14 protein-coding genes and 1 tRNA gene are annotated in these 18,122 nt (G+C 68.2%); 7 read left to right on the top strand and 8 right to left on the bottom strand.

Annotated features, from left to right (window positions below; translation table 11 throughout):
* Positions 1 to 77: 77 nt before the first annotated feature.
* Positions 78 to 1,889: a 7TM diverse intracellular signaling domain-containing protein gene (locus tag ACE3Q2_RS01280; RefSeq protein WP_374472196.1), complete on the top strand. Its 1,812-nt coding sequence runs from the start codon at positions 78 to 80 to the stop codon at positions 1,887 to 1,889.
* Between the two features lie 9 nt (positions 1,890 to 1,898).
* Here ACE3Q2_RS01280 and hutH read toward each other — a convergent pair whose 3' ends face one another.
* Both hutH and hisS read right to left on the bottom strand, forming a co-directional pair.
* Positions 1,899 to 3,797, bottom strand: a complete 1,899-nt coding sequence (hutH, locus tag ACE3Q2_RS01275; protein ID WP_374472194.1) for a histidine ammonia-lyase — start codon at positions 3,795 to 3,797, stop codon at positions 1,899 to 1,901.
* A complete protein-coding gene (gene hisS, locus ACE3Q2_RS01270; protein WP_374472192.1) occupies positions 3,798 to 5,171 on the bottom strand; it encodes a histidine--tRNA ligase in 1,374 nt (457 codons plus the stop codon).
* A 132-nt stretch (positions 5,172 to 5,303) separates the two neighbouring features.
* Here hisS and ACE3Q2_RS01265 point away from each other — a divergent pair.
* A tRNA-Pro gene (locus ACE3Q2_RS01265) sits at positions 5,304 to 5,380 on the top strand.
* Positions 5,381 to 5,444: 64 nt separating this feature from the next.
* On the opposite strand, the gene ACE3Q2_RS01260 is transcribed toward ACE3Q2_RS01265, so the two are convergent.
* Positions 5,445 to 6,455 carry a hypothetical protein gene (locus ACE3Q2_RS01260; RefSeq protein ID WP_374472190.1) on the bottom strand — a complete coding sequence of 337 codons (1,011 nt, stop codon included), beginning with the start codon at positions 6,453 to 6,455 and terminating at the stop codon, positions 5,445 to 5,447.
* A 94-nt stretch (positions 6,456 to 6,549) separates the two neighbouring features.
* On the opposite strand from ACE3Q2_RS01260, the gene ACE3Q2_RS01255 reads away from it, so the two are divergent.
* From ACE3Q2_RS01255 to ACE3Q2_RS01235, 5 genes are all read left to right on the top strand, one after another.
* Positions 6,550 to 9,264 (top strand): DUF2339 domain-containing protein, encoded by a 2,715-nt coding sequence (locus ACE3Q2_RS01255; protein WP_374472188.1) that lies wholly within the window; start codon positions 6,550 to 6,552, stop codon positions 9,262 to 9,264.
* Positions 9,257 to 10,588 (top strand): DUF3999 family protein, encoded by a 1,332-nt coding sequence (locus ACE3Q2_RS01250; protein WP_374472186.1) that lies wholly within the window; start codon positions 9,257 to 9,259, stop codon positions 10,586 to 10,588. Before ACE3Q2_RS01255 ends, ACE3Q2_RS01250 begins: the two co-directional genes overlap by 8 nt.
* Positions 10,589 to 10,849: 261 nt before the next feature.
* Positions 10,850 to 11,335 carry a hypothetical protein gene (locus ACE3Q2_RS01245; protein WP_374472184.1) on the top strand — a complete coding sequence of 162 codons (486 nt, stop codon included), beginning with the start codon at positions 10,850 to 10,852 and terminating at the stop codon, positions 11,333 to 11,335.
* A gap of 222 nt (positions 11,336 to 11,557) precedes the next feature.
* Positions 11,558 to 12,016 carry a hypothetical protein gene (locus ACE3Q2_RS01240; protein WP_374472182.1) on the top strand — a complete coding sequence of 153 codons (459 nt, stop codon included), beginning with the start codon at positions 11,558 to 11,560 and terminating at the stop codon, positions 12,014 to 12,016.
* Between the two features lie 82 nt (positions 12,017 to 12,098).
* Positions 12,099 to 12,677, top strand: a complete 579-nt coding sequence (locus ACE3Q2_RS01235; protein WP_374472180.1) for a hypothetical protein — start codon at positions 12,099 to 12,101, stop codon at positions 12,675 to 12,677.
* A 113-nt stretch (positions 12,678 to 12,790) separates the two neighbouring features.
* Here ACE3Q2_RS01235 and argH read toward each other — a convergent pair whose 3' ends face one another.
* From argH to ACE3Q2_RS01210, 5 genes are read right to left on the bottom strand one after another with little or no spacing between them, the layout of a single operon-like run.
* The gene (gene argH / locus ACE3Q2_RS01230; RefSeq protein WP_374472178.1) at positions 12,791 to 14,083 is read right to left on the bottom strand and encodes an argininosuccinate lyase; all 1,293 of its coding nucleotides are present in this window, start codon (positions 14,081 to 14,083) and stop codon (positions 12,791 to 12,793) included.
* Entirely contained in the window at positions 14,080 to 15,030 is a 951-nt protein-coding gene (gene argC, locus ACE3Q2_RS01225) for an N-acetyl-gamma-glutamyl-phosphate reductase (protein ID WP_374472176.1), read from the bottom strand. Before argC ends, argH begins: the two co-directional genes overlap by 4 nt.
* A complete protein-coding gene (locus ACE3Q2_RS01220; protein ID WP_374472174.1) occupies positions 15,023 to 15,631 on the bottom strand; it encodes a GNAT family N-acetyltransferase in 609 nt (202 codons plus the stop codon). Before ACE3Q2_RS01220 ends, argC begins: the two co-directional genes overlap by 8 nt.
* Before the next feature lie 2 nt (positions 15,632 to 15,633).
* Positions 15,634 to 16,932, bottom strand: coding sequence for an acetylglutamate kinase (locus ACE3Q2_RS01215; RefSeq protein ID WP_374472236.1), 1,299 nt, complete (start codon positions 16,930 to 16,932; stop codon positions 15,634 to 15,636).
* Positions 16,933 to 16,937: 5 nt separating this feature from the next.
* Positions 16,938 to 18,029 carry an acetylornithine deacetylase gene (locus ACE3Q2_RS01210; RefSeq protein WP_374472172.1) on the bottom strand — a complete coding sequence of 364 codons (1,092 nt, stop codon included), beginning with the start codon at positions 18,027 to 18,029 and terminating at the stop codon, positions 16,938 to 16,940.
* Between the last annotated feature and the right edge of the window lie 93 nt (positions 18,030 to 18,122).

Raw genomic sequence — 18,122 nt, 5'->3', positions numbered from 1 at the left:
GGACTGAGACGGCCCCCGCTGTTCATCCCCCGCCCCCCGGCATAAAGTGGCCCCGGGGAAGGGAAATCCGGGCGGACATGCGCTTCATCGCAGTGGTGCTGGCTCTGTGGCTTTCGCTGGCCGGGCAAACCGCCCAGGCCTCCCCGGCCGTGCTCGGCGAGGACACCCAGATGCTGGCCCTGGCCGACCACATGGGCTACCGCGTGGACGCCGACGGCCGCGCCGACGCCGCGGCCATGTTCGCCCAGGCCGGCCGGGGCGGTTTCGAGCCCCTGCCCAACGGCTCGAGCACCTTTGGCTTCACCCAGGGCGCCTACTGGTTCCATGCGGAAATCTTCAACGCCAACCCGCGCGAACAGCGCTGGCTGCTGGTGCTGCACTACCCCCTGCTCGACAACGTGGACGTGTACCTGCGCTACCCCGACGGCCGCGTGCAGTACATGGCCTCGGGCGACAACCTGCCGTTCTCGGCGCGCTCGATCCGCTACCGCCACCCGAACTTCTGGGTCGACCTGCCGGCGCGCACGCGGGTGGAAGTGCTGGTGCGCGTGTCCAGCCGCAGCTCGCTGCAGGTGCCGCTGGCGCTGTACACGCCCACCGCCTTCGCCGAGCTCGAGCGCGATTCGCAGATGGGCATCGGCCTGTTCTACGGCATCCTGCTGGCGCTGTTTTGCTACAACCTGGTGCTGTGGATGTCGCTGCGCGACGCCAGCCACTTCTGGTACATGTTCCACGTCGCCGGCTTCGGCCTGGTGATGCTCTGCCTCAACGGCCTGGCCTTCGAATACCTGTGGCCGAATTCCCCCTGGATGGCCAACCACGCCATCCCGCTGTCCATGGCGCTTTCGCAGGTGGCCATGCACCAGTTCTGCCGCGTGTTCCTGGAGCTGCCCGAACGCATGCCCAAGGCCAACACCGCCTCGCTCACCATCATCGCCTTCTACGTACTGATGGGCCTGGCCTCGCTGGTGGTGGACTACCGGCTGGTGGTGAAGCCGATGACGCTGGCGGTGTTCCCGGGCGCGTTCTTCATCATCGCGCTCACCATCGCGGCCATCCGCCGCGGCTATGCGCCGGCCAAGGTGTTCCTGATGGCCTGGGGCTTCCTGCTGCTGGGCACGGCGCTGTACGCCTCGGTGTCGTTCGGCCTGCTGCAGAAGGGGTTCCTGACCGAGTACGGCATCCAGATCGGCTCGGCGCTGGAGATGATCCTGCTCTCCTTCGCCCTCGCCTACCGCTACGCCCGCCTGCGCAGCGAGAACGAGACCCTGGTGCGCGAGCACAACGAGCAGCTGGAGCGCCACGTGGCCCGCCGCACTTCGGAGCTGAGCACCGCGCTGGAGCAGCTGGCCGAAGCCAACCAGCGCCTGCGCGAATCCAACCGCCGCGACGCGCTCACCGGCCTGTTCAACCGCCGCCACTTCCGCGACGTGTTCGAACACCAGATGCACCACGCCGCCGAGCACCGGCAGTCGCTGGGCGTGCTGCTGATCGACCTGGACCACTTCAAGCGCGTGAACGACACCTACGGCCACCTGGCCGGCGACGAGTGCCTGCGCTGGATGGGCCGCTGCCTCACCGACAGCCTGTCGGTGCACGGCGCGCTGCTGGCGCGCTTCGGTGGCGAGGAATTCGTGGCGGTGGTGCCGGACATGCACGGCGACCGCCTGATGCACCTGGCCGAGCAGCTGCGCGTGCGCATCTGCAGCGAGCCGGTGCGCTACGCCGGCAACAACATCGGCATCAGCGCAAGCATCGGCGCCTTCGTGCTGCGCCCGGGCACCGGCGTGGGCGTGGACGATGCCCTGCACCGCGCCGACGACGCCCTGTACGCGGCCAAGGACGGCGGTCGCAACCGCGTGCACGCCGCGGCCGACGTCACCGGTTGAACGCGGGGCTCAGCCGAGCGCCTGGCGCGCGGCCGAGAGCAGCTTGCCTTCCTGGACGAGGCGCACGGCGGTGGCCACGTCGCCGTCCATGGCGCGGTCGCGCGGCATGAAGGGAATGGCTTCGCGCAGGGCGGTCCAGGCGGCGCGCACGGCCACGCCCGGCTTGAATTCCGGGGCTTCGGCCATCTCGCGGCGCAGGCCTTCGACTTCGGCCAGGAACGGCGCGCGGTCGGCGTGGCCGGGCATCGGCGCGCCCTGCACCTTCGCGGCCAGCGCTTCGGCGTCGGCGGTGCGGGCCAGTTCGCGGGCGGCGTTGATCATGTCGCGGCGGTAGTCCAGCGCCTGCGCGGCGGTGTAGAGCTCCAGCGCCAGCACGTGGCCCAGGTCGGCCGTCATGTCGAGCACGTGGCGGCCTTCGTTCGCACCCATGGACACGTGGTCCTCGGCGTTCGCGCTGGTGGGAATGGAGTACACGCTGGCCGGGTGCGCGCGGCTGGCCAGGTCGTTCACCAGCGCGGCGGCGGTGTACTGCACGATCATGAAGCCGCTTTCGGTGCCGTCCTCGTTGCCGATCAGGAACGGCGGCAGGCCGTCGTTCGTGGCCGGGTCGACCAGCTTGTTGAGCCGGCGCTCGGAAATCGAAGCCAGCACCGGGATGGCGGCCTTGAGGTAGCTCATGGCCAGCGCCAGCGGCATGCCGTGGAAGTGGCCGGCCGAGACCACCTGGTCTTCGATTTCGCGCGCGCCCGGCAGGTCCGGGAACAGCAGCGGGTTGTCGGTGACGGCGTTGAGTTCGATGTCCACCACGCGCTTGGCCTGTTCCAGCGCGTCGCGCACGGCGCCGTGCACCTGCGGGATGCAGCGCAGCGAGTAGCTGTCCTGCGGCTGGTGCTTCTTGCCGCCGCGGAACGGGCGGAATCGCTGGTAGAAGCGCTCGCGGCCGTGGCGCTGGGTGAGCGGCACCCAGTCCCAGCCGATGTCGAAGCCCAGGGCCTGCTGCTCCGGCGTGCTCCAGCTTTCCGGCAGCCACTGCCGGAAACGCGGCACCAGGTGATAGGCGATGTCGGACAGCGTGGAGCCGGTGAGCAGGCGGCGCAGCTGCGCCGCCACGTGCACCTGGCCCGGGTGCGGGCGCAGCGCGTGCACGTGCGGGTCGAAGGCGCGCAGGCGGCCGGCGAAGGCGTCGAGCGTCATGGCCGCGGCCAGGTCGGCCGTGTCGAGCAGGTCCTCGAGGCGCTCGATGGCCAGCACGGCCGTGGCCAGCATCTGCGCGGTGCCGTTGTTGAGCGCCAGGCCTTCCTTGTGCGACAGGGCCACCGGCTTCAGGCCGGCGCGCTTGAGCGCCTCGGCGCCCGGCAGGCGTTCGCCGTCGTAGAAGGCTTCGCCGCCGCCCAGCAGCACGATGGCCAGGTGCGACAGCGGGGCCAGGTCGCCCGAGGCGCCCACGGAGCCCTTCTGCGGCACCACCGGCACCACGCCGGCGTTGAGCAGTGCGGCCAGCGATTCCAGCACCTGCGGGCGGATGCCCGAGTGGCCCATCATCAACGTGTTGATGCGGATGGCCAGCATGGCGCGCACCACGGCCGGCGCGAACGGTTCGCCCACGCACACCGCGTGGGTGACGATGAGGTTGCGCTGCAGCTCCTCGAGCACGCTCTCGCCCGGGTCGGCGGCGCCCGGCAGGCCTTCGCGCACCCGGCGCGAGCCCAGCAGCTTGTCGGCATTGGAACCGAAGCCGGTGGAGACGCCGTAGATGGGCTCCTGCTTCTTGACCTGCTCGGCCAGGAAGTCGGCGGCGCGCTGCACCGCCTGCATCTGCACCGGATCCAGGCGCACTGGGGCGCCGTGGGAAATCTCGGCCACCTGGGCGCGGCTGAGGTGGCGTCCGTCAAGCGTGATCGGCTTCATTCAGCGCAGTCCCATTGCACGTTGTTGCTCCAGTTCCACTTTCAGCGCCGCGGCGAGCTCCTCGCGGGCCACTTCGAACTGCTCCTGCGAGCGCAGGTCCTTGACCTTGACCACGCCGCGGGTGGCCTCGTCCTCGCCGTACAGCACCACGAAGCGGATGCCCGCGCGGTCGGCGTACTGGAACTGCTTGGCCAGCTTCCTGGCTTCCAGCTGCACTTCGGCGTTGATGCCGGCGGCGCGCAGGCGGCGGGCGATGTCGAGCGAATCGGGCAGGCGGGCCTCGTCCATCAGGCCCACCATCACTTCCACCGAGCTTTCCGCGGTGGAAATGATGCCGGCCTCTCGCAGCTGCCAGAACAGGCGGGTGGCGCCGATGGAAATGCCCACGCCCGGCAGCTTGGACTTGGTGTAGTGGCTGGCCAGGTCTTCGTAGCGGCCGCCCGAGCAGACCGAGCCGATCTGCGGGTGCTCGTCGAGCGTGGTTTCGTACACGGTGCCCGTGTAGTAATCCAGGCCGCGGGCGATGGAGAAGTTAACCGCGTAGTTCTTTTCCGGCACGCCGTGGGCCTTGAGCAGCTCCAGCACCTCGCGCAGTTCGGCCACGCCCTGGGCCAGGGTGGCGTTGCCCTCGCCCAGCGCGGCCAGGCGGGCCAGCGCGTCGGCGTGCGAAGTGGAGCGCACCTGCACGAAGGCCATGATGCGGTCGGCCACGTCGCTGGCCAGCTGGAAATCCGTGCCGGTGAGCGTGGCGCGCACGGCGTCGGCGCCGCGCTTGTCGAGCTTGTCGATCTCGCGCAGCACCAGCGCCTGGCGCTCGCCGTCGGCGATGTCCAGGCCTTCGAAGAAGCCGCGCAGCAGCTTGCGGTTGTTGAGCTGGATGGTGAACGGGCCCACGCCCAGCTCGGTGAACACGGCATGGATGACCGCGGGCAGCTCGGCGTCGTGGCGGATGCCCAGCGAATCCTTGCCGATCACGTCGATGTCGCACTGGTAGAACTCGCGGAAGCGGCCGCGCTGGGCGCGCTCGCCGCGGTACACGCGCTGGATCTGGTAGCGCCGGAACGGGAAGGCCAGGTCGTGCTCGTGCTCGGCCACGTAGCGGGCCAGCGGCACGGTCAGGTCGAAGCGCAGGGCCAGTTCAGGCTGCCCGCCCTGTTCCAGCGAACCGGTGGACTGCACGAAATAGACCTGGCGCTCGGTTTCGCCGCCCGTCTTGGTGAGCAGCACCTCGGACAGCTCGAACACCGGCGTTTCCACCGGCAGGAAGCCGAAGCGCTCGTAATTGCGGCGGATCACGTCCAGCATGCGCTGGAAGGCGATCTGGTCACGGGGCAGAAGCTCCATGACCCCGGGCGTGGTGCGGGGCTTGATCAAGGCGGGCGACTCCAGTGCGAACCCCCGCATTCTAGCGGCAGCGGCCGGCCCGGCGGGTCGTCGCGGCGTGACCCGGGAAGGATGGACTTGCCGAACCGCCGATGAGCCTCTAGAATTGCCGGCTCGATCCCTCGGGGTGTAGCTCAGCCTGGTAGAGCGCTACGTTCGGGACGTAGAAGTCGCAGGTTCAAATCCTGTCTCCCCGACCAATCGAGCACCAAAAAGAAGGGCCACCCCGCGGGGCGGCCCTTTTTTATTGCCCCCCGGGAGGGTTCAGCGCCGGCCCGGGTCACCCTCCCCCTGGCCCGCCTGCGCGTCCGCCGCGGGCCCGGGCTGGACCTGGGCACCCTGCACCCTGAACTGGCGAAGCGCCTCGGCATTGGTGTCCGGCGCGATCTTCAGCTGCGTGACCCGCAACGACTGCGCGTCCTTCTCGCTCTCAGCCAGGGACACCAGCACGTTCAGGCCGGCCTTGAAGGAGCAGGCGTCGTCATAGGCCCGCAGGTCCGACAGGGCCTCGACCGGTCCGTAGGCGAATGCCGCAGGCGTCGCCTTGGCCTTGGCCCGCTTGGCGATGATGGTGGCCAGGATGCGCTGGCGCTCGCCATTGATCGCCGCTTCCAGCGCCTGGAAGGTCTTGTCCAGGAAATAGGTGGAATGGAAGGCATCCATGGACTTGCCCACCACCAGGTTCGCCACGCCGAGCGCGGCCGCCGCGGTGGGTTCGATGTGGGCCGTGGCGCTGGCGGCACTGGTGAGCAGGTCCTCCGAAAGCGTGCCGCTGAAGTCGGTAAGCGCGCGGTTGGAGAACACCCGGTGCATGTAGTTCGAGCAGTTCAGGTCGGACATCGAAACCAGGCTGTCGAGGGCGCGGTCCACCTCCACCGGGTCAGATGATCTGAAGTTGACGATGTCGGTGTAGGCCGCCGAGGCATATGAGCAGCTTTGCGCGGCCTGCCCCCTTGAATCCTTCGCCCCTTCGGAATCACCGCTGGCTTCCATGCAGAAGAACCGGATCTTCGCCTCCGTCTTGCCGATATCACCCACATAGCCCGTGGAATCGCCAGCGGGGTAATGCGCCACCGGCTGGCTGCGCAGTTTTTCGGCCACGTTCGCGCAGCCCGAGAGTGCAACGGGCAGCAGCAGCCACCCCAGGTTCCTTGGATTGGTTTTCATCTGGATTTTCCCCTGTACCGGACTCCGACGCGCCGGGGACATACCCGAACACCCGAGCCCATCACGAGGGGCCAACGCCGGGGTTTGCAGGGTCAGGACAAGGGCCATCCACATTCACCCCCGTTAGCAAACCGCATAGGCCGACCACGCCCTTCACGGGTTCGCTACACTCGGGCGGGTCTAGGGGACGTGAGCAAAACGCATGGGCTGGATCCTGGGGATTCTGGGCGCGGTATTCGGGGCCGCGCTGGCCGACGAAAGCCGCATGCTGTTCGGGTTCCTGGCCGGCGCCCTGCTGGGCGTGCTGCTGGCGCAGGCGCTGAAGCTGCGCAGCCGGGTGGCCCAGCTGGAACAGCAGGTGGCCGCGCTGCGGGTGGCCGGCGTGCGCGCCGCCCCCGAGGCCGCGGCGCCCCGCGCCCAGGCCGAAGCCGCCCCGGCGCCTGCCCGCGCCGAGCCCGTCAGCCCCGCCCCGACTCCGGCCGAGCCCGCCTTCGCCCAGCCCGCCGCAGCCTCTGCGCCGGCAGCCGCCGCCCCCGTGCCGCCCCCGATTCCCGAGACCGAGCCCGCGCCCGCGCCGGCCGCACCCCGCCCCGCCCCGCGCCCGCTCGAGCCGGCCGAACCCGACGTGGTCACCAAGGCCGCCCGCGTGCTCAAGGCCTGGTTCTTCGAAGGCAACGTGCCGGTGAAGCTGGGCGTGCTGGTGATGCTGTTCGGCGTGGCCGCGGCCATCAAATACGCCGCCGACGCCGGCTGGCTCACCATGCCCATCGAACTGCGCCTGGCCGGCATCGCCGCCGGCGCCATCGCGGGCCTGGTCTGGGGCCTGCGCAGCGCCGCCGAGCGGCCCGCCTTCGGCCTGAGCCTGCAGGGCGGCGCCATCGGCGTGCTGCTGCTGGTGGTGTTCGCGGCCTTCCGCAATTACGAAGTGCTGGGCGCCATGCCCGCCTTCGTGCTGGTGCTGGCGCTGGTGGCCGGCGCCAGCGTGCTGGCGGTGAAGCAGAACGCGCCCGCGCTGGCCGTGCTGGGTTTCATCGGCGGCTACCTGGCGCCGGTACTGCTTTCCACCGGCAGCGGCAACCACGTGGCGCTGTTCTCGTATTACGCGGTGCTCAACGCCGCCGTGTTCGGCATTGCCTGGCAGCGGCCGTGGCGGGCGCTGAACCTGGTGGGCTTCGTGTTCACCTTCGCCATCGGCGGCATGTGGGGCGCGAAGTACTACCAGCCGGAGAAGTTCGCCACCGTCGAACCCTTCCTGGTGCTGTTCTTCCTGTTCTACGTGGCCATTCCGGTGCTGTACGCGCTGGCGGGCCGGCAGAAGAACGGCAAGGTGGACGGCACCCTGCTGTTCGGCACGCCGCTGCTGGCCTTCCCGATGCAGGTGGGCCTGCTGGGCGACGACCGCATGGGCCTGGCCTTCAGCGCGCTGTTCGTGGCCGGCATCTACAGCGGCCTGGCCCTGTGGGCGCGCGGCAACCAGCGCCTGCGCGACCTGGCGCAAAGCGCCGCCGGCATGGGCGTGGTGTTCGCCACCCTGGCCATTCCGCTGGCGCTGACGGCGCGCTGGACCTCCGCGGCCTGGGCCATCCAGGGCGCCGGCATGGTGTGGCTGGGCCTGCGGCAGGAGCGCCGGCTGGTGCGCTGGAGCGGCCTGGCCCTGCTGGTGCTGGCGGGCGGCGCCTGGTGCGTGAGCCTGTTCGACTGGAACCTGGGCTACGAAGACCGCTTCCTGCTCAACGGCCACGCCATGAACCTGGCCCTGCTCACGCTGGCCTGGATGGCGGCGAGCTGGCTCTACCACCGCGCGGGCCGCAACGCGCTGCTGCAGGTGGTGCTGATGCTGGGCGGCCTGGGCTGGTGGAGTTTGCTGGGCCTGCGCGAGATCGAAGTGAACCTTTCGCCACGGTACGACGCGCTGTACTACGGCGGCTTCGCTCTGGTGACCGCCGCGCTGGCGGCGCTGCTGCGCGGGCCGCTGGCCTGGCCGCGGCTGTCGTGGCCGCTGGTGGCCTCGCTGGTGCTGATGCTGCCGCTGTCGCTGGCCTCGCAGGACCACTACGACGTGACCCTGTTCGACCAGCCGCTGTGGCTGTGGTGGCCGCTGCTGGCCGCCGCGCTGGTGACGCTGCGCGCGCTGAGCGAACCGCGTTCGCGCGGGCTGCCGGTGGCGCACATTGCGTGGCTGATGGCCATGGCCGCGGGCCTGGGCGTCACGCTGCTGCGCGTGCTCGGCGACCGCGCCAACCTGGCCGACGGCTGGCTGCTGCCGGCGGTGCTGGCGCCGCTGGCGCTGCTGTTCGCGCTGGCCTGGAAATGGCCGAACGCCGCCGGCTGGCCGGTGGCCGAGCAGTTCCCGCGCTGGCGCGGCGTGTGGCTGGGCATCGCCGGTTTCGGCCTGGGTATGGGCTGGCTGTTTGGCCACTTCCTGCCCGGCGACAGTGCGCCGCTGCCCTGGCTGCCGCTCTTCAACCCGCTGGAACTGTCGCTGCTGCTGGGCCTGCTGGCCGCGGCCCTCGCGCTGCGCGCCCACCCGGATCCGCACCGCCTGGGCGGACTGGCCTGGGCCGGCGCCGCGCTGTTCATGCTGACCATGAGCGTGCTGCGCGCCTGCCACCATTTGGCCGACCTGCCCTGGAGCCCCAGCCTGCTGGGCGAAACCAGCGTGCAGGCCAGCCTGACCGTGGCCTGGTGCCTGGCCGGCGTGACAGCCTGGGTGCTCGGCTCGCGGCGCCTGGACCGCCCGCTGTGGTGGCTGGGCGCGGCGCTGCTGGGCGTGGTGATGCTCAAGCTGATCGTCGTGGACCGGCAGTTCGTCGGCGACATCGCCGGCATCGTTTCCTTCGTGGTGGTGGGCAGCCTGCTCGTGCTGGTTGGCCGCATCGCCCCCACCCCGCCCCGTTCGGAGCAAGCGAATGCGTAATGCCCTGTTGCTGGCCCTGCTGGCCACCGGTTCCGCCCACGCCGCCACGCCGCAGGACTACGCGCGGCAGTGGCCGATCCAAGCCGAACCCGGCGCCGCCGCCTACGTGCTGGAGCTCGACGCCAGCGTGCTCGAGCACGTGACCCGCGCCGACCTGCGCGACCTGGCCGTGTTCAATGCGAACGGCGAACCCGTGCCCTTCGCGCCCTTGCCGCCCGAGCGCAGCGACGAGGAACTGCGCGAACCCGCGCCCTGGCTGCGCGTGCCCCTGCCCGCCCCCGGCCAGCCGGACAGCCTGGCCCTGCGCCTGGAGCGCGACGCCGACGGCCGCCTGCGCGGCCTGGACCTGCGCACCAACGACACCACGCCGCCGCCCGCCGAACGCCACGACTTGCTGGTGGACCGCGGCGAAGACGAACCGCCCGCCATCACCCGCCTGCACTTCCGCCTGGCTGAAAACGCCCAGCTGCCGGTGAACCTGCGCGTGCGCGTGGCCGCCTCCAACGACCTGGTGGACTGGCAGGTGCTGGGCACCGGCCTGCCGCTGGTGGCGCTGGACGACAACGGCCTGCGCATCGAACGCCTGCAGCTGGAACTGGGCCGCACCGAAGCGCACTACCTGCGCCTGTCCATCGAAAACGAAGGCAACTGGCCCGCGCTGGCCGCGCTGGAAACCGGCCGCCCGCAGCGCGCCGGCGACGAGCGCGAGCCGAAGACGCTGGCGCTCACCGGCGTGGCCGTGGCCGACCAACCCGGCGTGTTCGACTTCCGCAGCCCCGCGCCGGTGGCGGTGGAGCGCGTGGACGTGGAACTGCCCACCACCAATGCCGTGGCCGCCGTCACCGTGGCCGCGCGCGACGGCGACGAGGCCTGGTGGCTGCCCATCGCCAACTTCACCGCCTTCCGCCTGGGCAACAACGGCGACGAAGTGCGCCACGTGCCACCCGCCACGGGCCTGCACCGCGAACGCCAGTGGCGCGTCACCACCCAGCCCGCGCTGGCCACGCCGCCGGTGCTGCAACTGGGCTACCGCGCCGAACGTTTCGTGCTGCTGGCCCAGGGCCCCGCGCCCTACGTGCTGGTGGCCGGCAGCGCCCGTGCCGCCCGCGACGACTACCCCGTGCAGGCCGCCCTCGCCGCCAGCACCACGCCGCCCCAGCCCGCCACGCTGGGCCAAGGCAGCGAAGCCGGCGGACAGGCGGCACTAGCCCCGAAGCGCGGCGAAGACTGGCAACGCTGGCTGCTGTGGACCGTGCTGGGCATGGGCACCGCACTGGTGCTGGCGGTGTCGCTGAAGGTGCTGCGGCAGCCGAAGGGCGAATAACTGGCCGGGGCGGATTCCGCCCCTCGTTGGGCCTGATAGGCGCCGAGGGGTTCGGCGCGGGTTTTGTGTGCCTGCGAAAAAGTCTCAGCGAAAGCAGGCTGCGGAAGCGGGATATTCCATCTTGCACTTGGGGGGAAGGTGGGCAGGGGGAAAGGCGGGGCGATTCACTTTCAACGGCTTTCGGCATCTTAAGTCGGTCGAACCGCATCGACTTGCGGTCACCATGCGTGCCAATTGAAAGAAAGCCCAAAGGGGGAATCTATGAAAGTTAATATCACGCTATACGCCACACTGGCAGCATTAGCACTGGCCGGCTGCGAACAATTTCCTGGCGTAGTCAACGACGCCAAACGTGAGGTCCGTCGGAACTTGATAGACCCAAGTAGCGCTGAGTTTGAGTCGGTGTACCAGAACTCAAATACTGGGGCGGTTTGCGGCTTGGTCAATGCCAAGAACCGCATGGGCGCCTATGTTGGGGCGACACCCTTTGTCTACGAGGAAGGATCCGGGGCCACTTTAGTTCACGAACCTCCGAGAGAAAGAGATTTCGAGAGATATTTCGAGATGATCAGATACTCGGAGGCCAGCGACTACCTGGCCCTAGAAGATCAATGCAGAGCGGCGGCCCTTTGGCAAGAGAAGTGCGAATCATCTATCTACCCAATTACGAACAAATACTGCCTGTTAGTAATTGAGGGAAAGTCAATGCTGGAAGTCTACGAAGCGGCAAAGCACAACTTGAAATAAGCTCCTGCACTTGCGTTATCTTGAATTTACTTAACTCAGTAACTAAAGCGGATCGCACGAAGAGTCGAAGCTGTCACGGATTCGGAACCGGAAACAGAATCTGCAGAATCGCAAACCCCGAGCACGTCAATTTTTTCAAAAAGAATATTGCACCACGAACCGCACAGAACGACTTCCCGCACTCGCCCAACTGAGCAATTTTTCAGAACACAAGAAAAACAGATGCCCGGAATGCGCCCTCCCTCATCCAAAAGTCTGTGCGAAGCATTGCTCACCATCGTCATGGGTCTCTTGCTCGCAAACATTCTTGTCTTGACCACAAGCCTTCCAACTTGGGTTGTGCTTGTGACGAAGGAATCCTTCTGGTTCTTCGCGGTGGGGATTCTTGTTTCGGCCATTATGTTGGCCATCATGTATCAGGGCACATATCTCCGCACACGCAGAGCACGATTTCTTGGATCATTCAGCACTCTTGTCCTCGCGATAATTACGCTGCCATTCGGACTGATCGCAAAAGATGAGACGAAAATCCTTATGGAAAGATGCGATGATTTCGGTGAAGCCTGCACGATCGTGAGTATGCTCCTTTCGTACGGCACACTTGCACTGAGCTTTGGAGTTGCCGCGGTTTCAGCAAGTTTGCTTGCGAACCTGTTTCCTCAGGTCGAGACCGATACATAGACATGAGCACTCGACAGACTGAATACACTCCGAGCTTCCGCTCGACCCACGAACGTACTTGAGTAAATAAGGCATCGAACCCTTGAACTGGCTCGAATTTATTGCGTCTCTCGTCTCGGCTACAGCTTGGCCAATCTGCCTTTTGGTATTTTTTCTGCTTCTCAAGCCAGAGGTCCCGACATTGGTTAACGGGCTTCGTAGGCTGAAATACAGAGACCTTGAGCTCGAGTTCGAGAAGACATCAAAGGCAATCGCCGAGCAGACCAAGGAACACATCCCCGCCCCAGATCGCCCCGTAACTATCGCAGGACAAAGTGGAGAGGATGCTTCTCGGCGATTGAGTTATGTTTCTGATTTTGCGCCCCGGTCGGCCATCATAGAGGCATGGCTTCTTGTTGAATCAGCAGCGATAGACGCCCTCCGCAGGTCCAACGCCATGACTGCGAAGTCATCTCCTGGCCCAATGCGACTTCGGGATCATCTGGTCAAAGCAGGATTTCTTGATCCGAAGCAGCAAGCCGTCTTTGAGCAACTACGAATGCTGCGAAACGAAGCTGTGCACGCCACCGACGCCGAGTTTTCGAGCACGGCGGTTGCAAACTATGTGGATAGCGCACTGCAGATGGCTATCTATCTTGAGGAGCGGGCCAACACGAGCTAATGGTTCCAACGATGCGGTGCTTGCGCCTATTTGTGTAACCAATCACTAAGACATAGTAGACCCATTGCTTGAATGACTAGAACACTCCCCAAATCCGCGCAATTGATCGAGGGCTAATCCGCAATCGAGCTCCAACGCTGAATCAATCTTCTCAGCTGTAGCGTCGCGCCCCCGCCCGGCGAAACCCGCGCATCCAAACTAGCCTGCGGGTCCGCACCGTGCTTCGGCAGCGGCTCCACCGCGGCTAGCTTGTAGGCCTCGCGGAACGGCAGGCCTGACACGGCCAGCTCCACGGCCTTGTCGGTGGCGTACATGCCGTCGTCGAAGGCATGCGCCAGGCGTTCGGGCTGCCACTGCATGCCGCGCAGCAGGTTGGGCAGCAGCGCCAGGGCGCCCAGGCCGCGGCCGAAGGCGTGCACCAGGGCGCCCTTGGTGAACTGCAGGTCGCGGTGGTAGCCGCTGGGCAGCGACAGCAGCTGCTCCAGTTCGGTGCGGGCGGCGGCGATGCTGGCGTAGGTGGCGCGCATCAGTTCCACCAGGTCGGGGTTGCGCTTGTTGGGCATGATGGAGCTGCCGGTGGTGTACTGCGGCGGCAGCCTCACGAAGCCGAATTCGGCGGTGGTGAACAGGCTCAGGTCCCAGGCCAGGCGGCGCAGGTCGAGCACGGCGGCGCCCAGCGCGTCCACGGCGGCCAGCTCGAACTTGCCGCGCGAAAGCTGCGCGTAGATGGGGCTGACCTGCATGCGCGCGAAGCCCAGCTCGCGGGTGCTGCCCTCGCGGTCGAGCGGCAGGTTCACGCCGTAGCCGGCGGCGGTGCCCAGCGGGTTGGCGTCGATCCATTCCTGCGCCTGCTGCGCGCGCACGGCGTTGTCGATGAAGGCCTCGGCGAAGCCGGCCCACCACATGGCCGTGGACGACACCACGGCGCGCTGCAGGTGGGTGTAGCCGGGCATGGGCAGGGCCTCGGCCTCGGCGCGCTGCAGGCACACGCCGGCCACTTCATGGCACAGCGCCCGCACTTCGCCCAGCTTGCGCTTGAGCCACAGGCGGGTGGCCACCAGGATCTGGTCGTTGCGGCTGCGGCCGGTGTGCACCTTGCGGCCCACGTCGCCCAGGCGCTCGACCAGGCGTGACTCGATGGCGGAATGGCAGTCTTCGTAGCGCTCGTCGAGCACGAAGGCACCGCTCTTCAGGTCTTCCGACAGCGCAGCCAGCTCGCGGCAGATCGCCTCGCCCTCTTCCGCCGTCAGGATGCCGATGCGGGCCAGCCCGCGCGCGTGCGCGGCCGAGGCGGTGATGTCGTCCTGGATGAACTCGCGGTCGAGCAGCACGTCGTCGCCGGCCAGGAAGGCCTGGACGCGCGGGTCCACTTCCACGCCGGGTTTCTGCCAAAGCAGCTCGCTCATGTCGGGATTCCCATCGTTTCAGGCAGGCCGAAGGCCAGGTTGAGGTTCTGCAGCGCCTGGGTGGCGGCGCCCTTGAGCAGGTTGTCGAGCGTGGAAACCACCACCAGGCGGCGGCCGTCGGCGCTGAGCGTGAAGCCACCCACCTGGGCGCCGTGGCGGCCGGCGGTGTGGCTGACCCACGGCGCCTCGTCCGTCACCGCCACCAGCGGTTCGCCTTCGTAGGCGGCCTGGTAGCGCTGCAGCACTTCCTCGCGGCTGAAGGCGCGGGCCAGGTGCAGGTTGGCCGTGAGCGTGATGCCGCGGAAGTGCGGCGCCACGTGCGGCATGAATTCCACGGCGTGGCCCAGCTGGCGCGTCACCTCGCGCTCGTGGATGTGGCCCACCAGCGCATAGGGCATCAGGTTGTCGCGCAGCTTTTCCGGGTTGTTCTTGTCCGACGGGCTGGTGCCGGCGCCGCTGTAGCCCGAGACGCCGAAGCACTGCACCGGGCCCGCCAGCGCGTCGCGCATCGGCGCCACGGCCAGCTGCATCGCCGTGGCGTAGCAGCCAGGGTTGCTGATGCGGCGGGCGCCGGCGGCGCGGCCGCGGGTGAGTTCGGGCAGGCCGTAGTGCCAGCTGTCGTCGAAGCGGTAGTCGGCGGAAAGGTCCACCACCACTGGATTGGCACCGGCGGCGTCGAGCGCGGCCACGAAGTTCGCGGCCATGCCGTTCGGCAGCGCCAGCACCAGCGCATCGGCGCCCTGCCCGCCCGCCGCGGCGGCGTGGAGGTTCGTGTAGCGCAGTTCGCCGGTGTAGGCCGGCTCGTGCTCGGCCAGGCGCTGGCCCTCGCGTTCGCGCGAGGAAACGAAGGCCAGCTCGAAGCGCGGGTGCGCCGCCACCAGCTTGATCAGCTCGGCGCCCACGTAACCACGCGCGCCCACCAGCCCCAGGGAAATGCGATCAGCCACGGCCGCCCCCGTGTTCGAGCTTGTAGTCCAGGCCGCGCCGCACCATCGGCCATTCGCTGTCGAGGATGGAGTACACCGCGGTGTCGCGCAGGTGGCCGTCGGGCATGCGCAGGTTGCGGCGCAGGATGCCGTCGAAGTGCGCGCCCAGGCGCTCGATGGCGGCGCGCGAGCGGTGGTTCATGATGTGCGTGCGCAGTTCCACCACCGTGCAGCCCATGGCGTCGAAGGCGTGGCCCAGCAGCAGGCGCTTGGCCTCGGTGTTGAGCGCCGTGCGCTGCACCCGCGCCGAGTACCAGGTGTAGCCGATCTCCAGGCTGGGAATCACCGGGTCCATGCGGAAGAAACGCGTGCAGCCCACCGGTTCGCCGCTGGCGTCGCGCACCAGGAAGGGCATGGCGCTGCCGGCCTCGCGCTCCACGATGGCGCGGGCCAGGTAGGCGCGCACCGTTTCCGGGCCGGGCACGGTGGTGAACCACAGGTTCCAGAGCTCGCCGTCGCTGGCCGCGGCCAGCAGATCCTCGGCGTGGTGGGTCTGCAGCGGCTCGAGGGTGCAGTGCATGCCCTCGAGAATCGGCGGGATGGTCCAGTGCAGGTTTTGCATGTTCAGCCCTTGAGCGTGGCCGGGCGGGCCAGGCAGTGGTCCACGGCGAAGCGGATCTGGTCCCAGCCTTCCAGGCCGTACCAGAACACGTTCCACTTCTCGCCCTTGAGGCAGCCGTCGGATTCGTCGAAGTAGAAGTCGTTCACGGGGTTGCCGTTGCGGGCGCGCCAGAACAGCTGCGGCGTTTCGGCGCGCATCACTTGCCAGGCGGCGCGGCCCAGGCCTTCGCCCTGGGCGTCGTCGCTGACGGCGAACTTGTCGAGGTGCGGAATGCCGTTTTCCTCGGTGATGATCAGCGCGGCGCGGTAGTGCTCGCTCACGTAGGCCTTGAGCAGGTTCGTGCGCTCGAAGTAGTCGGGCGCCAGCTTGCGGCCAAAGCCCGATTCCACCAACGCCTTGAGCCGCTTGAGGTCGAGCTTCTTCCAGCTGGTCACCTTGCGCACCTGCTCGCCGCGGCGCACCAGGGTGCCCGAGCCGCGGTGGGTGAAGAGCTCCTTGGCCAGCTGGTCGGGCCGGGTGATGGAAACGGACGACGACGGCGGCAGCTGCATCAGCAGGTCGTGGATCTGCTCGATCTTCACCTTCATGCCCGAGTGCAGCCAGGGCTGCGCCATCAGGTCTTCGTACTCGGTGCTCAGGTTGATCGAATCGATCACGCTGCCCTCGCCGTCCAGCAGGCCGCCGGTGCCGGTGAGGAAGATGATCTTGTAGGGCTGCAGGGTCTTGACCAGCTCGTTCGCGGCCCAGTCGGCGTTGACGTTGAGGATCTGGCCGCCGGCGGTTTCGCCCAGCGAGGCGATGACCGGGATGGAGCCCACCTTGATGGCGGCCTGGATGGCGGCGGTGTGCACCTGCTCCACCTTGCCCACCAGACCGTACTTGCGCTTGCCCAGGAAGTCGCACTCGAACACGCCCGAGGTGACCGAGGTGGCGCGCACGCCCTGCGCCTGCAGGGCCTCGACCAGGCGCAGGTTCTCCTGCTGCGAAACGCGGCGCACGATGGCCAGGCCGGCGGCGTCGGTGACGCGCAGGCCGTCCACGGTGCGCTTCTCGATCTTCGCGGCCTTCATTTCCTCGTCCAGCTGCGGGCCGGCGCCGTGGATGACGATGGGGGTCAGGCCCACCTGCTGCAGGAAGGACAGCGACGAAACCAGCGCGTCGAGGTCGTCGCGCAGGATGGCGCCACCCACCTTCACCACGGCGAAGCGCGCGGCGTCCACCTGGGAAAAGCGCTTGAGGTACTGCTGGATCTCCTTGGCGCTGGCCATGTTCGACAGCAGCCGGACGATCGTGGTGCGCATCTCGGTCACGCGGGTTGCTCCAGCAGGCGGGTGTAGGTGGCGGCGGCGGTGGCGAGCTGGTCGAGTTCGACCCACTCGTCGGCGGTGTGGGCCTGGGCGATGTCGCCCGGGCCGTAGACCAGGGCGGTGAGCCCGGCCTGGGAAAACAGCGAGGCTTCGGTCCAGAAGTCCACGGCGTTGCCGATGGGCAGGCCCAGCGCATCGGCCAGGTCGCGCGCGGCGAGGCGCTTCTCCTCGGCGCGGGCGATGTCGCCGGCGGGCAGCGAGGGGCCGCGGAAGGTTTCCTCGTAGTGCGCCAGCGCGGCCGGGTCGGCCAGGCCGCGGAAGTGCGCGTGCATGGCGTCCAGGTCCATCGAGGGCAGCGGGCGGAAGCCGAAGCGCAGCTCGGCCGCCGGCGCGATCATGTTCGCCTTGATGCCGCCTTCGATGCGGCCGATGTTGAAGCGCAGGCCGGTGAGCCCGCCGAAGCGCGCGTGCGACTGCGCCTGGGCGTGGTCGAGCGCCTTGGTGCCCCAGCGCATGGCCTGGTGCACGGCGCTCAGGTCGAAGGCGTTGGCGCCCGAGGCGTGGCCGGCCTGGCCCTGGAAACGCATCAGCACCGAGCTGATGCCGCGGTGGGCCAACACGGCTTCGCAGCGGGTGGGCTCGGCCACGATGGCTTCCTCGAAGCCGTGGTCGCCGGCCAGGAAGGCGGCGATGCAACGGGCGTCGTTGGCTTCCTCGTCGCTGCTGAACAGGAACGCGGCATCACCGGTGGTGCGCTGCGCGGCCGCCACCAGGCCCGCGGCGGCGCCCTTGATGTCGCAGGCGCCCAGGCCAATGGCCTTGCCGCCTTCCACGCGCAGCACGTGCGGGTCGGCGCTCCAGTTCGGCGACGAGGGCACGGTGTCGAGGTGCACGTTGAACACGCGCTTGGGGTTGCCGCGCACGGCCAGCATCGACACCGCGCCCGCGCCGTGGTCGGTCACCGTGACGGTGAAGCCCGGCAGCTGCGCGCGCAGGTAGTCGAAGATGCCGCCGGTGCCGATGAGCCGCGGCGGGTTGCGGGTGTCGAAGCTGACGAGGGCCTCTAGGTGATTGAGCACATCCTGCAACATCGATAACTCCAGGTTCCCTGTAGGAGCGGCTAGAGCCCGGAAGCGATTCGGGTAGGGCGGCGCGGCGGAACACGCGGCGTACAGCTCGGGGGG

Origin of the sequence: Arenimonas sp., assembly GCF_041913985.1 — a bacterium.
In the GTDB taxonomy this organism is placed as follows: Bacteria; Pseudomonadota; Gammaproteobacteria; order Xanthomonadales; family Xanthomonadaceae; genus Arenimonas.
This window is presented reverse-complemented; position numbering and strand designations above follow the sequence as displayed.